The 15,799-nt window shown below is 61.4% G+C and carries 17 protein-coding genes; 8 read left to right on the forward strand and 9 right to left on the reverse strand.

The window, feature by feature from the left end:
* Genes ABIE52_RS23755 through ABIE52_RS23765 form a run of 3 tightly spaced genes read right to left on the reverse strand, consistent with a single transcriptional unit; the run spans nt 1 to nt 3,256 of the window.
* A complete protein-coding gene (locus tag ABIE52_RS23755; protein WP_125052350.1) occupies nt 1-1,194 on the reverse strand; it encodes a winged helix DNA-binding domain-containing protein in 1,194 nt (397 codons plus the stop codon).
* Nucleotides 1,194-1,835 (reverse strand): histidine phosphatase family protein, encoded by a 642-nt coding sequence (locus tag ABIE52_RS23760; RefSeq protein ID WP_058226800.1) that lies wholly within the window; start codon nt 1,833-1,835, stop codon nt 1,194-1,196. Before ABIE52_RS23760 ends, ABIE52_RS23755 begins: the two co-directional genes overlap by 1 nt.
* Before the next feature lie 14 nt (nt 1,836-1,849).
* Nucleotides 1,850-3,256: an FAD-binding oxidoreductase gene (locus ABIE52_RS23765; RefSeq protein ID WP_125052348.1), complete on the reverse strand. Its 1,407-nt coding sequence runs from the start codon at nt 3,254-3,256 to the stop codon at nt 1,850-1,852.
* 140 nt (nt 3,257-3,396) lie between these two features.
* On the opposite strand from ABIE52_RS23765, the gene ABIE52_RS23770 reads away from it, so the two are divergent.
* Nucleotides 3,397-4,296 carry a LysR family transcriptional regulator gene (locus ABIE52_RS23770; protein ID WP_042922908.1) on the forward strand — a complete coding sequence of 300 codons (900 nt, stop codon included), beginning with the start codon at nt 3,397-3,399 and terminating at the stop codon, nt 4,294-4,296.
* Nucleotides 4,297-4,318: 22 nt separating this feature from the next.
* Here the strand turns inward: ABIE52_RS23770 and ABIE52_RS23775 are convergent, their stop codons facing one another.
* A complete protein-coding gene (locus tag ABIE52_RS23775) occupies nt 4,319-5,398 on the reverse strand; it encodes a helix-turn-helix domain-containing protein (RefSeq protein WP_241199069.1) in 1,080 nt (359 codons plus the stop codon).
* Between the two features lie 9 nt (nt 5,399-5,407).
* Nucleotides 5,408-6,379 carry an alpha/beta hydrolase gene (locus ABIE52_RS23780; protein WP_116057680.1) on the reverse strand — a complete coding sequence of 324 codons (972 nt, stop codon included), beginning with the start codon at nt 6,377-6,379 and terminating at the stop codon, nt 5,408-5,410.
* A 93-nt stretch (nt 6,380-6,472) separates the two neighbouring features.
* Between ABIE52_RS23780 and ABIE52_RS23785 the strand changes: the two genes are divergently transcribed.
* From ABIE52_RS23785 to ABIE52_RS23795, 3 genes are all read left to right on the forward strand, one after another.
* A complete protein-coding gene (locus ABIE52_RS23785; RefSeq protein ID WP_192712714.1) occupies nt 6,473-7,066 on the forward strand; it encodes a hypothetical protein in 594 nt (197 codons plus the stop codon).
* A gap of 161 nt (nt 7,067-7,227) precedes the next feature.
* Entirely contained in the window at nt 7,228-7,656 is a 429-nt protein-coding gene (locus ABIE52_RS23790; RefSeq protein ID WP_007735729.1) for a YciI family protein, read from the forward strand.
* Nucleotides 7,657-7,658: 2 nt separating this feature from the next.
* Nucleotides 7,659-8,933: an RNA polymerase sigma factor gene (locus ABIE52_RS23795; protein WP_042922905.1), complete on the forward strand. Its 1,275-nt coding sequence runs from the start codon at nt 7,659-7,661 to the stop codon at nt 8,931-8,933.
* Nucleotides 8,934-8,963: 30 nt separating this feature from the next.
* Here the strand turns inward: ABIE52_RS23795 and ABIE52_RS23800 are convergent, their stop codons facing one another.
* Nucleotides 8,964-9,377 carry a hypothetical protein gene (locus ABIE52_RS23800; RefSeq protein ID WP_003942828.1) on the reverse strand — a complete coding sequence of 138 codons (414 nt, stop codon included), beginning with the start codon at nt 9,375-9,377 and terminating at the stop codon, nt 8,964-8,966.
* A gap of 154 nt (nt 9,378-9,531) precedes the next feature.
* On the opposite strand from ABIE52_RS23800, the gene ABIE52_RS23805 reads away from it, so the two are divergent.
* From ABIE52_RS23805 to ABIE52_RS23820, 4 genes are all read left to right on the forward strand, one after another.
* The gene (locus ABIE52_RS23805; protein ID WP_003943130.1) at nt 9,532-9,702 is read left to right on the forward strand and encodes a hypothetical protein; all 171 of its coding nucleotides are present in this window, start codon (nt 9,532-9,534) and stop codon (nt 9,700-9,702) included.
* A gap of 58 nt (nt 9,703-9,760) precedes the next feature.
* The gene (locus ABIE52_RS23810; protein WP_080712795.1) at nt 9,761-10,453 is read left to right on the forward strand and encodes a TetR/AcrR family transcriptional regulator; all 693 of its coding nucleotides are present in this window, start codon (nt 9,761-9,763) and stop codon (nt 10,451-10,453) included.
* Nucleotides 10,454-10,598: 145 nt separating this feature from the next.
* Complete coding sequence (locus ABIE52_RS23815; protein ID WP_007735743.1) at nt 10,599-12,032, forward strand: lipase family protein; 1,434 nt, start codon at nt 10,599-10,601, stop codon at nt 12,030-12,032.
* Between the two features lie 139 nt (nt 12,033-12,171).
* Nucleotides 12,172-12,870, forward strand: a complete 699-nt coding sequence (locus tag ABIE52_RS23820) for a type 1 glutamine amidotransferase domain-containing protein (protein ID WP_030537402.1) — start codon at nt 12,172-12,174, stop codon at nt 12,868-12,870.
* Nucleotides 12,871-12,951: 81 nt separating this feature from the next.
* On the opposite strand, the gene ABIE52_RS23825 is transcribed toward ABIE52_RS23820, so the two are convergent.
* From ABIE52_RS23825 to ABIE52_RS23835, 3 genes are read right to left on the reverse strand one after another with little or no spacing between them, the layout of a single operon-like run.
* Nucleotides 12,952-14,253 carry an HNH endonuclease signature motif containing protein gene (locus ABIE52_RS23825; RefSeq protein ID WP_192712715.1) on the reverse strand — a complete coding sequence of 434 codons (1,302 nt, stop codon included), beginning with the start codon at nt 14,251-14,253 and terminating at the stop codon, nt 12,952-12,954.
* Between the two features lie 59 nt (nt 14,254-14,312).
* Entirely contained in the window at nt 14,313-15,167 is an 855-nt protein-coding gene (locus ABIE52_RS23830) for an alpha/beta fold hydrolase (protein ID WP_192712716.1), read from the reverse strand.
* A complete protein-coding gene (locus ABIE52_RS23835) occupies nt 15,164-15,796 on the reverse strand; it encodes a TetR/AcrR family transcriptional regulator (RefSeq protein ID WP_234552371.1) in 633 nt (210 codons plus the stop codon). The genes ABIE52_RS23830 and ABIE52_RS23835 overlap by 4 nt, the downstream gene beginning before the upstream one ends.
* Between the last annotated feature and the right edge of the window lie 3 nt (nt 15,797-15,799).

A 15,799-nucleotide genomic window follows, 5' to 3' on the forward strand; every position in this document is an offset into this window, starting at 1 on the left:
TCACCGGGCACTAGTGCCGGCGGGAGGTTCGGGAACGTCGTGCCTCATCGCCTGTGAGACGTACCCCGTGCCGATTCTGACGCCGCCCAGCCACTCGGTGAGGCGCGCCGCCTCGGCATCGAGAGAACGTCGCGCAGACGCTGACACGGTCTCGAGCAATCGAACGTGCACCACACCGGTTTCGTCTTGGATCCAGCACCCAACGACGCGACCGTCGACCCAAGCGGTGGTGCCGGCATTACCGCGGGTGTCGAAGAGTTGGTTGCGGTGCGGGCCGAGGTAGAAGTCACGGTTCTTCCACCCCATGATCGTCGGGTCGAGCACCGGTAGGAGTGCCACCCAAGGACCTGGATCAGGCACCGTGGCGACGTCATCGGGTAGCAACCAGCCGGTGTCGCCTCCGTCGAGTGAGACTGCAACGGCGTCGAGTTCGGCGAGGGCGGCCCGGACGACCGTCTTCGTCGAGCCCAGCCACCAGACGATGTCGTCTACCGTGCCCGGTCCGAAGGTGTAGAGCCAACGGCGGACTATTTCTCGATAGCCGTCTGCAGATTCGAGATCGACGGGGGCGTCGTCGAGCCAGTGTCGAGTGAGAGTCCACAGTGGGCGTGAGACGGGGAAGCGTGCGGTGTTGGTGCCGCGCATGATGTCTGCGGTCGCCCCGAGATGCGTGAGAACCCTGGGTGCCGACCAGATTTCACCTGCCGAACCCTCGACCTTGACGTCTATCATCGGCACGGCCTGACGAATCTCTACCGCTGAAAGCCCTTCAGGCCTATCGGTGAGCAACTTCAGCACTTCCGTCCGTGCGCGATCGAGCCAGTCGTTGCCGTCGACGGCGAGTCCGGCCTTGACGACATCCTTGGCCATTCGTGCCCGCTCGGTGTTCGCGACGCGGGCGGACGCACTCGACCACGCGGCCGGCAGCAAGTCGCAGGGAAAGGTGAAGAGTGTGCGGCGCATTGCCAATTGCTTCACGAGACTGCGTTGGTCGTACAGGGCGCGGTCGACGTCGGCGGCGTCCACGGACCGAACCCTCGCCCAGCAAGACAGATAGACCGTCGCTGACTCGGTGGCGTGCAGTACCGTCATCGCCCGCGTGGCAGCTTCCGGCGAATCGACGTGAAACATTGGCTCCAGCGCATGACGTACTCCTATGCGAGCACGGCGTTCGTCGTCGGAGACATGGCGCATCAGGCCATCGTGCCACAGTCCAGGTGCGTCGTATCAGCTAGTTGCGCGAGGGTTCGGTTGCGCCAGTAGTCGTCGTGTCGGAGATGTGTGATTGCACCCGGGGCGGTCGCGAAGGTCGCAAATCCTGCGGCGTCGACGGGAATCTGTAGCCAGGCGGAGACGACGAATGTGTGTGCAAAGCCGTGGGTTACGACGATGTGATCGTGATCGAGATCGTCCATCAGTTCGCGCATGCATTCGTGAACCCTTGCTGCGATGTCGCGGCGGGTCTCGGCACCGGCAACGGGGCCACGGTGATCGAGGCGGTTGTTGTCAGGGGCCGGGACCTGGCGCTGGGCCAGCCACGAGTTCGGGCGTCCTTCGGCTTCTCCGAAGCTGATTTCGCGCAATCGAGTGTCTGTTGTCGCCGGAGCATCGAGTGTCCGGGCGATGATCGTGGATGTCTCGGTGCACCGTTCGAGGTCGGACGAGGTGATGCGGACCGCGCGCGAAGTTCCGGTGCGTCGTCGTTTCAGTGCTTCGGCGATCAAACCTGCATCGCGCCGACCAGCGGGGGTGAGAACCGAATTGTGCCAACCGCCGACTACGTCCTGCGCTGTGTGTTCGGCATGAGGATGAGTGACGACGTAAAGATCCTGCATGAGACCCCTTTTGCTTACCCGACTTTTTCCGGCAACAGTATTCCAGGATTGAGGATTCCACGGGTATCCCAGGACGATTTGATCAACTGCATTGCGGCGATGTCGGTTTCAGTGCGCCCCAGCGATATCCACGGCGACTTCGCGCGGCCTATCCCGTGCTCGGCGCTGATGCTTCCATGGTGGGCGGCGACGAGTCGGAACACCATATCGGTCAGTTCGTGTGCGACCCTCGGCTCGGCATCCAGAAGGTTCACATGAATGTTTCCGTCGGCGAAGTGCCCGAACAGGATTGGCCGCACGAGGGGGAATCGTTGTGCCAGGCTTTCTCGGAGGTTGTCGATGAACATTCCCATCACGGACAAGGGGACGGAGATGTCGAGCTTGACTACCGGCGTCGTCGACGACGCGCTGATGCTTTCGGTATGGCTTTCCCGCAGAGTCCACAGTTTTCGAGCCGGCCCAGGCTCGACCGTCGCGTCCTCGATGAGGTCGGCAGAGTCGGAGAGTACTTCGAGGAGCGACTCTTCCGTTTCGCGCGGTGATGACACCTCGATGAGTGTGTACATCGGTGAAGGGGTGCCGAACGGGCGACGGGCATCGGTGTGTGCGCAGACGAGGGAGATGCCGTCGTCGGTCATGATCTCGGCGGCTTCGACGGTCAATCCGCTCTGACGCACGCGATTACACAAATGAAGCGCTTGATCGACTTCGCGTACACCCGCGAGCACGACCTGGGTGTCGGTCGCCGGGGTGACCAGCTTCATCAGGACCTTGGTGATGACTGCGAGCGTTCCCTCGCTGCCGGCGAGAAGTCCTGGAATATCGTATCCGACATTGTCTTTGACGAGTGGAGTCCATCTACTCAGCACCGAACCGTCCGCGAGCACGGCTTCGATACCGAGTATCTGTGCGCGTGTATTTCCGTATCGGACCATGCGCGTCCCACCGGCGTTGGTTGCGACGATGCCGCCGAGTGTTGCGGATTCCTTTGATGCCAAATCGATTCCGAAGCGGAGACCGTGTGCAGATGCGGCCAGGTCGGCGCGAGCAACGGTCACGCCGGCGCCGGCTGCGATTGTCCGACCGATGGGGTCGACGGCTTCGATCGTCTCCAGACGTCTGGTACTCAGCACCACGGACCCAGCCGAGGCGATCCCACCACCGACCAGTCCGGTGTTGCCGCCTTGCGGTGTGATGGGAACCCCCGCGTCGAAGCATGCTCGAAGAACCGCAGACACTTCCGAGGTGTTGCCGGGGCGGATGACCGCGATCGCGTCGCCGATCCAACGTCCCGTCCAGTCACGTGTGAAGCCCTCGATCAGTTCGGGATCGGTAAGGACATGCGTGTGGCCGACGATCTCTGCGAGGGCGTCGATAAGCCTCGCGTCTGTTGCAGGTTCAGTGAGTGCTCGGGGATTCATGTGCAACCTTGTGATCGTTCGGGTGACAATTTTCGGGAGACAGACGGTGGATCAACGTGAACTCGATCCTCCGACCTCAGGTGATGCCGTGTCCAAGACCAAGTAGTGACACCACCATCTGTTTTTCTTATAATCGCCGTATGAACCTGCAGCGTGCCCGTTATCTGATCGCTCTGTCGGATCATGGGAGCTTCACTCGAGCCGCTGCGAACGTCCACGTCGCGCAATCGGCCCTCAGTCAGCAGATCAAGGTTCTCGAGCGCGAACTCGGAGTTCCGCTGGTGGATCGTCGGGGTCCGCAGTTCACCTTCACGGAAGCCGGCAAGGTGGCGGTACGAGAGGCGCGCTTTTTGATCGGGTGTGCGGACCGGGCGGTCGAACGAATTCGGTTGGCCGCGCGCGGTGTGGACGGAGAACTGCGCATCGCGTACACCCGTTCGTGGGCGGGCGGCGCAGTCGCGGATCTGGTCAGCACCTATCGAAGGCTCTACCCGGGCGTCGAAGTTGTCGTTCATCGTGGCACTTCGGCGCAGACTGTCGACCTCGTCCGAACCGGAGCCGTCGACATCGCGGTTGTTCGCCCGCCGCTCGATGAAGACGATCGAGAACTTCCCCTGATCGTCCTCGATACCGAACCTATCCTGGTCGCTGTTCCCGTGGATCATCCGTTCGGTGGTCGAGCGACGCTCGAACTCGGAGATCTGGTGGATGTCCCCGTTGTGTTCTGGCCGGAGGCCAACGCCCCGGGGATGTATTTGCGTACGCTCGAACAACTTTGGCCAAACGGGGCGCCCAGCATCGTTCGATTCGAGGCCGACGACGAGCAGGTGCTGCATGCCGTCTCGGACGGGGTGGGTATTGCGCCGATCCCCCAGGGCAGAGCGCGGATGCTCCGCATCCCGGGTGTCCATCTATGTGAGATCGCCGGTGAGCAACCAACTCTCGACGTGGCAGTGACCTACCGCCCGGATAATCCGAATCCGGCGCTTGCGCCGTTTGTTGCGCTCGCTGAACGCGAAAGATCGTCAACCACTGCGTAGTGCCTGTGATGCGCGGTGGGTCCTATCCGCCATCGAGGACCAGCATCATGGCCGTTGCGCGTGCTCGGTTCTCGATGGCGTCGACGTGGAATCCGACGTGCTGGGACAGTTTCGCCAATCGGTGCGCGACGCTGCTGTGGTGAAGATGCATGGAATCGGCTGCGGCCCTCAAGGTTCCGGACTGCAGGTATGACCTCAAGGTTTCGAGTAGTTCTAATCCCTGTTTGGTGTCGCCGATCTCTTCGGCACGAACCAGATCCGGTATTCGCGAGTGATCGATGTGTGGTCCCGGCGCCAGGAGGTTGAGGGCGCCGAGATTGTCGGCGTTCACGATCGGTGTTGTTGCCGACGCCTGTGCTCGAGCGAATCGTGCAGTGCTCAGTATTGTGCTCACTTCGGAAGCGGGAGCAGTCAAAGATATTCCGGCGCGAATGAATGACGACAGCGCGGCCTCGGACAGCTCGGGTGTCGCCGCGAACGAACCCGTCACGAGATTCAGATACTCGCCGTCAGCGTCTATCCCAGTGGCTTTTCCAGGTTTGTAATCTGGCGAAATGACAAGGTGTGCAGCACCTTCGGCCGTGCCTGAGACTGCCTTGGTTGCCATTACACGGACTGGGGTATGGGGTTCGATACCGAGACCGGCGCAGGAGGTGAGCACCGCGAGTTCATCCATCGGGAACAACAGATTTCGAGTGTGCTCGGCTTCGGTAGGCAGGCGTCGCGGTTGCAGAATTATCGCTGCGGTCAGGGCCATCCGGTCGACGAGCATTTCGTCGAGTGGCAAGCTGGCCCCGGGTCGTTCGATCCATACCGTTCCGAGAACCTCGTCGTCTACGGCAATGTTTCTGGTCATGCTCGGTGGGAGCTGAGGATCGGGTGACCATCGGCCGCGCGGATCGCAACGGCGCAAATTCTTCTTGCTTCTGCCGCGCTCGACGATCTCGATACCCACGACGCAGTCCGCCAACTGCGCGCTCGCACGAAGCAAAGACGCGGTGTCGGAGCCGTGCCGCACGAGGGCGTCGAAGTAATCGATGACACGTACCAGGCCTGCCGAGTCTGCATCGAGCTCGGCAAGCCGGTACATCAGTCCTTGCATCTCGCAACGCTACGAGACCGGCGAGAGCGAACGCAACCCTCTCCTGAGCGCAGTGAGGGCTTCGGCGGCACCTCTTTCGCTGACCGCGGCGGTCGCGACCAGTGCCGACCCGTGAAAGGTTCCGGGGAAGGAGTGCAATTCGACGCTGACTCCCGCTTGCAGCAGCCGAAGGGCGTATTCGATTCCTTCGTCGCGGAGCGGGTCGAGTTCCATGGTGGACAGGTAGGTCGGCGGCAGGCCGGTGAGGTCGGTAGCCCGGGACGGCGCAGCGTAAATGGACACGTCAGGATCTTCGGGACCGGAATACGACTCGCCGAGATAGTACTTCCACGACAGGATGGCGTTAGGGCGGTGCCACAAGGGGGTGTCGACGAAGTTCGTCATCGAGACCGTCGCCAGGCGGTCGTCGAGTTCAGGGATTTCGAGGAATTGGAAGGCCACGGGCACAACGCCCTCGTCACGGGCTTTGAGGACAGTGCCTGCGGCCAGTCCACCGCCTGCGCTCTGCCCTCCCACTGCGATGCGGCGTGTATCGACCCCCAGCTCCTCGGCATGGGCGTGGATGTAGAGGAGTGCGGCGTAGCAGTCGTCGACGGGGCCGGGGAAGGGGGTTTCGGGGGCGAGGCGGTACTCCACGTTCGCAACGGCGAATCCTAGTTCCCGCGCCACCTCGACGCAAAATGGATCGCTGGATTCTGCGGTGCCGATTGCGAATCCGCCGCCATGGATCCAGAGCAGAACGGGGACAGGGCCGGCAGTGTTGTCCGGGGTGAAGAAACGAATCGTGACTTCCGGATCGCCGTCCAGGCCGGGTGCCGACAGTTCACGAAGCGTGACTCCGTCGAATGACAGGTCGGCCAACATGGTGCCGACCAGAGCGTCGTAGGTGGCCCGTGCGTTGGGGAGGTCAGCGAAGTCCACCTTCGGGAGCATGGTGAGTGCCGCGGCGAGTTCGGGGTCGAGAGTCGGGAATGTTGTCATGCACCCATCATCGAGCCTGAATGTGGCCTACGTCACCAGCGGCTTGTAGGAAATCGGAGAGTCTCCCTCCGACACCCGTCGGATCTCCCTAGGATGACGCCGGTGGACAGGGTACATCTCGGGGTGGGTTCGAGCGATTCGAAAAGTGGGGCACGGATTGGTGGACGACCTCCGCAGGTTTTCGCTGGTCAGGCGATTCTGCATTCGCACGAGTACCTTCTGACGCTCGAGGCACACACGGCGCCGTGGCTCGGCGCGCGAGAGCTTTCGGTCTTCATCCGTCGAGGTTTCTCCATCGGCGACGACGACCTCGAATACCCGGACATCGGGGTTAGGGCAGTCCTGCACCCCTCGTCGTCACGAAGTGCGGAATCGGCGGGCAGCCATGCGGGCCTTGGCAGCGCGGCGTTGATCAGGATTCCCTCGGACGACGAGGTGATGCCGTTGGTGTTGATAGCTCCGCAACCGGTGCTCATTCAGAACGAACCGTCGTATGCCGAATCCGTGGAGGCGGATGGACACAGCTTCCTGTTCCAGATCAACGAAGAGGGGTGGCCGGTGGTTGCCGAGTCCCACCCCGATTTCGTAGAGGAGTACCTATTCGGTTACGGGTCGGTGTATTTCTACGGGAGCTCTGACGCGACCGGGCTCGTTCGCGAAGTTGTGCCGGGATTTCTCGACTTCTGACCGGCCCGACGGCCCGTCCGCCGATACCGTGGGCAGCGTATCGCGACCGGCGGTTATGTACTCGGAAAAATTGTTGCGGAAGTTTGTCGATCGGTGAGTGCGCCGTTCGACGTGTAAGCAGAGGGACCGAACAGAGCGGTCCACGAACGAAGGAGATTCTCATGAAGTACATGCTGATCATGCGTTCCACCGATGAGGCCATCGAAGCATCCAAAGACATGGACTTCGACGAGATCATCGCCGCGATGGGGCAGTACAACGAGTCCCTGATCAAGGCAGGTGTCTTGCTGGCCGGTGAGGGACTGGCGATGGAGGAGGGATTCATCGTCGATTTCGAGTCCGATCCTCCGCTGGTCTCCGACGGCCCGTACGGGGAGACGAAGGAGTTGTTCTCGGGATTCTGGATCATTCAGACGTCGACCAAAGACGAAGCCTTGGAATGGGCGAAGCGCTGCCCGCTCGGGCCGGGAAGCAAGCTCGAGGTACGCCGCGTGAGCGAGATGTCGGACTTCGATCAGGACAACGAGTACATCCAGAAAGAGGCAGGCTGGCGTGAAGAGCTCGGTACCGATCGTCCGGTCGCAGGCTGACCATGACCGACGAGGCGGTGCGAGAAGAAACGAGAAAGGCTGTCGACGCGGTCTGGCGTATCGAATCCGCGAAGATTGTCGCCACGTTGACTCGCACCGTCGGAGATCTTGATCTCGCCGAGGATCTGGCCGCGCAGGCTCTGCTCGAAGCCGTCGAGCAGTGGCCCGCGACGGGGGTTCCGAGAAACCCCGCTGCCTGGCTGACATCTGTGGCGACACGACGAGCGATCGACGGGTGGCGACGACGTGAGAGGTTGGACGAGCGCTACGCCCACTTTGCGCGTGAACTCGAGAACGACGCTTCACATTTCGACGACGTCAGCTGGGATCCGGACCGCATCGACGACGATGTCCTTCGCCTGATGTTCATCGCCTGCCATCCCGTGTTGAATCGAAAAGCGCAGGTGGCGTTGACGCTTCGGGTGGTGGGCGGTTTGACCACGGAAGAGATTGCGAAAGCGTTCCTCACGCCGACGGCGACGGTGCAGCAGCGGATAGTCCGCGCGAAGAAGGCGCTGACCGCCTCGAAAGCGGTTTTCGAAGTTCCAGGGCGAGAAGAGTTTTCGAGCAGATTGAGCGCGGTCCTCGGAGTGCTGTACCTGGTGTTCAACGAAGGCTATGCAGCCAGTTCCGGGGACGAGTGGATGCGGGCGGAGCTCAGTGCTGAGGCTCTGCGGCTCGCGCGAATACTCGCCGAATTGGTCCCCAGGGAGTCCGAGGTACACGGCCTTGTCGCTTTGATGGAGCTGACAGCCTCGAGATTCGGCGCTCGGACAACCTCGACCGGTGAACCCATCCTGCTGGCTGACCAGGATCGGACGAGGTGGGATCGCCTACAGATCTCGCGTGGGCTTGCCGCGCTGGAACGAGCTGACGCCGTCGGGCGTGGACGAGGCCCGTACGGCCTGCAGGCGGCGATTGCCGAATGTCATGCGCGAGCAGCAACTTTCGAAGACACCGATTGGAAGAAGATAGTCATCCTCTACGAGGCTCTGGCGCAACTGGCGCCATCGCCCGTGGTCGACCTCAATCATGCGGCGGCGGTATCCATGGCATACGGTCCTGGCCCTGCGCTCGAATTCGTCGACAAGCTTGTCGCTTCAGGTGAACTGGCCGACTACCACCTGCTTCCCAGCGTTCGGGGGGAGTTGCTCAGTCAGCTCGGCCGATCCGAGGAGGCTAGAACCGAACTCCTCGAAGCGGCTCGGCTGGCCGGGAACGAGCGTGAGCGCGCTGTGCTGGTCGCGAAAGCCGATGCGCTGCTGCCGGATCGGTAGTCACGCGATTGTTAGTCACGCGATTGTTAGTCAGGGCTGAGTCGGATCATCATTCGGCACCATGGGCGGCATCCCGACTCCGTAGGGATCGAGCATGTCCGATACACGTCGACCCCACCGTTCATGCGCGGACTGACGGGTCATTCCCGCTGCGCGGCCGATGGTTGACCATGTTGCGCCGAATCTACGCAGGCTCATGACGCTTGCCGTCGAATCGATACCTGCGGCGAGCTGAATCCGGAAACAGGCCAACTGCCACGCCATCTGACGCTGCGCCGGGATGTCGGTGTCCTGTTCTGCCTCCCACTCAGGGCTGCCAGGTAAAGGATCTGTTCCGACAATCTTGTCTGCCTGAGTGCCGGCCTCGGTGATCGCGGCGTTGACCGTGGTGATCGCGGCGGTCTCGATCTTCGCAGTCAGGGCGCGTTCGATCAGGTCTTCCATGAGAAGTTCTCCTTTCGTCAGGACTAGCCTGACAGGCGCTGTTGAATTCTGTCAAGAATCCCCTGACAGACTTTGAGTTTAATTAATGCACGATTTATTTGTGTACTATCTAAATAGTCTCCGGTTCTGTTGACCGTCGTCGAAGGGGTTGCTGGTGAAAATCGTGGTTTTGTCGTTCCTGGTGGCATTGACTTTGATAACGGTCGGGATCATCGCCGCGCGCAACCGCAGCACTCGACCTGCCGTGACCGGGGCAGTTACTGCGGCGTCAACGGTTCTCGCTGCCGCCTGGACACTTTTTGCCGTGGCCTTCGTATTGGCCTGATCGTGCTGCAGTGCCGATGCGCCGGTAGTGGTGGTGAAGGAACTTCGCAGCAGGTCAGATGCGTTTTGTGTGCGGCGCGATGCCGCATACTCTGGCAGACGTGGCAATCGCTGAAACAGACAGAAATTACGGTGGAAGGTCGGTCGCGGCTCGCAAGGCCGAACGCCGTTCCCTCTTTTTGAATGCTGCTCTCAGCGTGTTTGCAGACCAGGGGTATGCCGGAAGTTCGGTGGCGGATATCTGCGCGTCCGCGAGTCTGGCCAGAAGGCAGTTCTACGACGAGTTCGGTAGTCGCGAGGATCTACTCCTCGCGCTGTATGACCAGATTCAACTCGACGCCAGAATTGCAATGGTCGACGCACTCGATGCAGAGCCTTCGGTCAATCTCCGTGACAAGGCAGCGACGGCCATGGCCGCCTTCGTCGAGTCGGTCGGAAGTGACCCACGACGCGCACACGTTGCCTTCATCGACGTCGTAGGTGTCAGTCCCCGGGTGGAAAAGCATCGTGTGGACCAACGTTCGGTCTGGGCAACATTTTTCGAGTCGATCATCAAAGGGATCGTGGGCGAAGATTACGAACCGCCGGGTGGTTACCGGTGGGCGTCCACCGCTTTCATCGGCGCGCTTACCGCGCTGGTGCACCAGTGGAGCACTGCGGAGCCTCGTCCTCCCGTGTCGGTACTGGTCGATCTGATGACGGTGCTCTTGAATGCGTTGATCGACGACGCGCCCCTTCGCACCGACGAATAGGTCACGAACACCAGGGGATTGTAATCCAGCCCACAACGCTCTACTCTCGTCCTCAATATGTTAGACACTCACATCTAACTTGTGTGCTCGTGATGAGAACTGCGGCAACACAAGGCAATCTGTGCGTTTCCGGGGAGGAATTGGTATGGGACGACGCTGGACAACTGACCGACAACGCGGGGGCCTCGCAATTGCCGTGATTGCAGTAATCGGGCAGATCGGACTTTCGGCACCTGCCTCAGCGGCACCGGACGAAGGTGTTCCCGCCCAAATTCAGGTCCAGCCTGCCCTGCCGCCTGCGGTTGCACCGCCTTTGCCTGAACTGGACCAGGCCTTCTATGAACCGCCTGTCGAGGTCGTCGAATCCAAGCAACCGGGTGAGATCATCGCCGCTCGTGCGGTGAATCTCGGTACTCTCAACCTGATTCCGACCAACGTCGATGCGTGGCAGATCTCGTATCGATCCAATAATGCTGCGGGCGAGGCGATTCCTGCTGTCACCACAGTGATCAAGCCGCGTGGCGACACTCGCGATGGAGGCCCGCGCCCGCTGCTGTCCTTTCAGATGGCAGAGGATTCACTCGGAAACTACTGCGCACCTTCGTATGTCATGCAGCAAGGCGCGTTGCCGTGGCTGGTGACGGGCGCTGCGACCGGTGGGGCTCAATTCCTCGAAGTGCAGGCGGCACTGGCGCAGGGCTGGGCATTGTCGGTGCCCGATCATCAGGGACCCAATTCTTCCTTCGCCTCCGGCCCCGTCGCGGCCCGGATCACGCTCGACGGTATTCGTGCTGCTGAGAACTTCGAACCCATGGAGCTGCAAGGGCGGTCAACTCGCGTAGGGCTGCTCGGCTACTCGGGTGGATCGATTCCTACCGGTCACGCAGCTGAAATACGGCAGGCGTACGCGCCGGAACTGAATATCGTCGGAGTCGCCGAAGGTGGTGTTGCCGCGGATCTCGGCGCTTTGCTCGACAATGCCAACAACGCTCTCGGGGCCGGGATCGTCGCTGCCGGTGTAATCGGAGTGAGCCGAGAAGATCCTGAACTTGCAGGTTTCATCGATCAGCACATAAACCCTGCCGGCCGAGCGCTTTTCGCTGCCAAGGACAACCTGTGCATGCTCTGGACGTCGGCTGCAGTGCCCTTCCTCAACATCAAGGGCTTCCTCGATGTCCCGGGAGATCCGGTCCAACACCCCACGGTGAGAGCTGCGCTCTCCCGAGCTGCCATGGGTAAGTCTGTTCCTGACGTGCCGATGTACATCTATCAGTCGAATCCCGACTGGTTGGTGCCTGTTGGCCCGGTGAACAAACTTGTCGATACCTATTGCCAAGATCCTTCTGCGAGTGTCGTTTACACCAGAGACCACTTCAGTGAGCATGTCAGCATGGAAGTCGTCGCTTTGCCGAGTGCTCTACTGTGGCTTCGCGATCGGTTCGCTGGTGTGCCTGCTCGGCAGGGATGCAGCACCTTCGACGCTGGATCCATGGCGCTTGATCAGAGGACCTGGCCAGTCTGGGTGGATGCGGTCGGTGAACTCGTCGCAGGCCTGTTCGGCAAGCCGATCGGGACCTGACGGGTGACGTGATTCTGCGGTGGTGAGGAATTCTCACAAGGGCAGCGTGTTGCACTGACTGGACGTTATTTCATTGATCGGGCCTTGAAGATGGTGTCTTGTCACCAATGGGTTCCTTTTACCGACGAAAGGTTGCGCGATGACAAAGCTGTTGTTTGCGGTGACTTCTGCAGATCACTGGACGCTGAAGGACGGAACACCCCACCCGACCGGGTACTGGGCGGAAGAACTGGTCGAGGCGCATCGCGTTTTCGTCGACGCCGGCTACGAGATCGTGATCGCGACGCCTGGCGGTAAAGCTCCCGTTGTGGACGAGGGAAGCCTGGCGCCCGAGGTGAACGGCGGGCAAGAAGGCGCCGACCGTATGCGCAAGTACATCGCCGATCTGCAGCCGGTGCTCGATTCGCCGGAGATTTTGGAGAACGCCGATGCTGCCGATTACGACGTGGTCTTTGTACCGGGTGGACATGGACCGATGGAGGATCTTGCGGTGTCGGCATCCTTCGGTGAGCTTCTCGTGAACTTCTTGGACGCGGACAAGGTGGTCTCGGCGGTCTGTCACGCGCCGGCGGCACTCCTGCCGGCCCAGAGACCCGATGGAAGCTGGCTGTTCGACGGCTATCAGCTGACCGCGTTCACCAACGAAGAGGAGACGCAGGCTGGTCTGGCGGACAAGGCTCCGTGGCTGCTCGAAACTCGCCTACGCGAATTGGGCGGCAAATTCTCGAAGGCTGAGGCGTGGTCGCCTTATGTCGTGGTGGACCGCAAGCTCTACACCGGTCAGAATCCGGCGTCGTCACGGCCTCTCGCCGAGCGGATTGTCGCCGACTTGGGCTGAGCATGTCTTTTGGCGCCGCATCGAGGTCTCCTCGATGCGGCGCTGGTCCGTGTTCTGTTGTCGCCAAAGAGGTTTGACCTCTCAGGTTTTGAAGGTGGTGTTCGCCGGCCGTGGGTGCTGCTGCGGGTCGATCGAGGGTGGCGGGATGAACCAGGGTTTGTTGTCGACTCCGATCTGAATCGCCCACTTCCCGACGAACCCTGATTTGCGGTGCATCAGTCGGTGGTGTGAACGGCACAGCAGGGCCAGGTTGTTCATCACCGTCGGGCCGCCGTTCGCCCAGTGCCGGATATGGTGCGCATCGGTCCACGCCGGTACACATGTGCAGCCCGGGAACGCGCAGCCTCTGTCGCGGGCAATCAACGCAGTCCGTTGTTCGGCGGTGACCAACCTCTTCCCTGGTTTCGCATCGAGCGGCGCGCCGTGACCGTCGAGCAGCACGGTGGACAGGAAGCAGTCACACCCGAGGAGCCTGGTCTGCGATACGGACAGCGGTCCCAGCCACGGCATGTGCCCGACATCAAGATCAGACACAGCCACTCCACCACCATCAGTTGGTGTGGCGGCGCAGTCCCGATGCTCGGCCAGATCACGGGCGTTGATGTGCACATTCACGTGCGGACGCTGACCACCGTCGGTGCCGGTCTTCGCGCAGTCCAGGTAACGGCGGATCAGTTCGGTGAACCCGTCCGCCGTCCGCTTGGCCGCCGACCGAGCATCCGGGCTTCCATCGGGCGCCGGGGTGGGCATCGTCAGATTCGACAACGCCGACAACAACATTTCACCGGTGAGGGCGTCGAAATCACCACGCACCACCACCCGACCGTTCAATGTCGACGCGATCCGCAACTCATTGAGATCGACATCCTCGGCGGGCGGGATCTCATCCGATTCGAACAACCGCTCCAAGGTCGCGATCACGTTCCGCACTTTCGTCGTCGTCGCCTCCACCCCCGACGCAGCAGCGAGCAACAAATCGATGCACTTCGGGAGCGCCTCCTCCGGCATCCCCTTCGGTGGTGATTCACAGAACGCCACGATCAACACGGCATGATCGAACGAGCAATCCCCATCATTGAAGCCTGCCGCCACCGCCGGAAACGGCCGCAAAGCAGCACCCAACGCGGCGATCTTCTTCCCGTCCCGAACCTGCAGCATCGTGTTGGCCGCCAACCACGCACCCACACCGCGGCTCGCAATCACCTGATCATCCGGGCGCAACGACAGTTCGTCGACCACCGCCACTCGAACGGCCTCGAGGCGCAGAATCTCCGCACTCGCCTCGACAGCAGCAGCACGCAACTCGGCAGCAGACAACTGCCACAACCGTCCGCGTAACCCCACCGCAGAACCAGACACCACATCCGACAACAAGACACTCATTGAATCCCCCGATCCCCTCCCCAAAGGATACTCGAACACACGTTCGAGTCAAGAGGGAATTAGGCGAGGGCGCGAAGGAGTGGAGTGGGGTCGGCGACGACGAACAGATGGCCGCCTCCGTTGATCTCTTCGAAGCGAGAGTCGGGAATCAACGAGTGTGCCCAGCGGGCTACTTCGACGGGTACGTTTCCGTCGTCGGTTCCGTGTAGGAAAACCGTTGGTACCGAGATCGATTGGAAGAGTCCAGGCACCTCGTGGCGATACCGAGCCAAGTCGACAACCCCTGCGGATCCACCCTGTGCGATCCCTTCGGATGAATCCAACTGGAGAGCGGGGCGATGTACCTCGTCGGTCATGACGGCCTGATCGGCGGCCGGCCAGATCGAGACTGAGTCGCTGCGTAGCTTGGAGAACACTCCGGTTCCTGCGAGCATTGCGCCGGCCACGCGGGGAGCCCAGTTGGCGGCAAAGTACAACGCAGATACCAGTTTTATTCTGCGTCGCAAAGTATCTCGCGGTGCCCCGGGGATCATGGCGCACGCCAGCACCAGTTTCGAGACTCGTTCGGGAACGGCTGCAGCGACTGCGAGCGCGTAACCGCCGCCTCCGGAGAAACCCATTAGTGTGGCCGAGTCCAACTCGAGGTGATCGACCAGGGTGACGTAGTCGTCGTCCCAGGAATGAAATCCCTTGTCCGTGTACGGATCCGTGCGTCCGAAGCCGGGTCGATCGGGGACTATCAGCCGTATGCCTGCCGTCGAAGACGCGTTGTGGAGTGAGAGCCCTTCGTATCGGCTGCCAGGTGATCCGTGGGCCACGACTACCGGGTTGCCAGTCGGATCGCCGTACTCGCAGAATGCGATACGACGCCCCGACGCGTCGCGAATTTCGGTTGTGGTCACGCTGCTCGTCATGATGTGGTTCCTTGCTGCGCGATCGACGCCACACCGTCCAGGATTAGGGCGACTCCGAACTCGAACCTTCGGGTGGGATCGTGATGAAGTGCGAACACCGATGCCTCGCGTCGATCGGCAGGTGCGCTGTCGAAAGCGCCGCGTCCCAATTGAATTGCGACGTGTCCGGTGACGAAATCATGCAGCGCGCCGTATGCGTACGTGGCCTGCTCGTCCTCGAGGCCGGCCAAGGAAAGGGCGCTCACGACTCGGTGGGCGGTATCGTCGGCCCCGGGTGCTTCCAGTGATGCCTGCCGATGGGCTTCCAGGACCAGGGGATGGCGCATCAGGAGATCGTGGAGGCCGTAGGCGAACGTGCGGGCAACCCCGCGCCAGTCGGTCGGCCAGTCGATCGACGAGACGGCTTCGCCTACGAGAGTCGAGATCAGATCTCGCCTCAAGGCGTCGATACCGCCGGTTGTGCGGTGGACGGACATCGGCGATATGCCGAGTCGTTCGGCGAGCACTCGAAATGACACCGCATCCAGGCCGTCCGTATCGGCGATCTCTGCCGCGGCATCAAGAATCTGTCTGTGACTCAATGCTTTTGGTCGACCAGCCCTTGCAGAGTTGGTGGATTCGGATACCATGCT

Origin of the sequence: Rhodococcus sp. OAS809 (assembly GCF_040546695.1) — a bacterium.
GTDB lineage: Bacteria > Actinomycetota > Actinomycetes > Mycobacteriales > Mycobacteriaceae > Rhodococcus_F > Rhodococcus_F qingshengii.

What these genes read in the sequence shown, in the direction of transcription:
- ABIE52_RS23820 (WP_030537402.1), top strand. Translation starts at nt 12,172, where the DNA reads ATGACAAAGCTGTTGTTTGCGGTGACTTCTGCAGATCACTGGACGCTG.
- ABIE52_RS23825 (WP_192712715.1), bottom strand. Translation starts at nt 14,253, where the DNA reads ATGAGTGTCTTGTTGTCGGATGTGGTGTCTGGTTCTGCGGTGGGGTTA.
- ABIE52_RS23815 (WP_007735743.1), top strand. Translation starts at nt 10,599, where the DNA reads ATGGGACGACGCTGGACAACTGACCGACAACGCGGGGGCCTCGCAATT.
- ABIE52_RS23785 (WP_192712714.1), top strand. Translation starts at nt 6,473, where the DNA reads ATGACGCCGGTGGACAGGGTACATCTCGGGGTGGGTTCGAGCGATTCG.
- ABIE52_RS23775 (WP_241199069.1), bottom strand. Translation starts at nt 5,398, where the DNA reads ATGCAAGGACTGATGTACCGGCTTGCCGAGCTCGATGCAGACTCGGCA.
- ABIE52_RS23760 (WP_058226800.1), bottom strand. Translation starts at nt 1,835, where the DNA reads ATGCAGGATCTTTACGTCGTCACTCATCCTCATGCCGAACACACAGCG.
- ABIE52_RS23765 (WP_125052348.1), bottom strand. Translation starts at nt 3,256, where the DNA reads ATGAATCCCCGAGCACTCACTGAACCTGCAACAGACGCGAGGCTTATC.
- ABIE52_RS23780 (WP_116057680.1), bottom strand. Translation starts at nt 6,379, where the DNA reads ATGACAACATTCCCGACTCTCGACCCCGAACTCGCCGCGGCACTCACC.
- ABIE52_RS23835 (WP_234552371.1), bottom strand. Translation starts at nt 15,796, where the DNA reads ATGGTATCCGAATCCACCAACTCTGCAAGGGCTGGTCGACCAAAAGCA.
- ABIE52_RS23800 (WP_003942828.1), bottom strand. Translation starts at nt 9,377, where the DNA reads ATGGAAGACCTGATCGAACGCGCCCTGACTGCGAAGATCGAGACCGCC.
- ABIE52_RS23795 (WP_042922905.1), top strand. Translation starts at nt 7,659, where the DNA reads ATGACCGACGAGGCGGTGCGAGAAGAAACGAGAAAGGCTGTCGACGCG.
- ABIE52_RS23755 (WP_125052350.1), bottom strand. Translation starts at nt 1,194, where the DNA reads ATGCGCCATGTCTCCGACGACGAACGCCGTGCTCGCATAGGAGTACGT.
- ABIE52_RS23790 (WP_007735729.1), top strand. Translation starts at nt 7,228, where the DNA reads ATGAAGTACATGCTGATCATGCGTTCCACCGATGAGGCCATCGAAGCA.
- ABIE52_RS23770 (WP_042922908.1), top strand. Translation starts at nt 3,397, where the DNA reads ATGAACCTGCAGCGTGCCCGTTATCTGATCGCTCTGTCGGATCATGGG.
- ABIE52_RS23830 (WP_192712716.1), bottom strand. Translation starts at nt 15,167, where the DNA reads ATGACGAGCAGCGTGACCACAACCGAAATTCGCGACGCGTCGGGGCGT.
- ABIE52_RS23810 (WP_080712795.1), top strand. Translation starts at nt 9,761, where the DNA reads ATGCGTTTTGTGTGCGGCGCGATGCCGCATACTCTGGCAGACGTGGCA.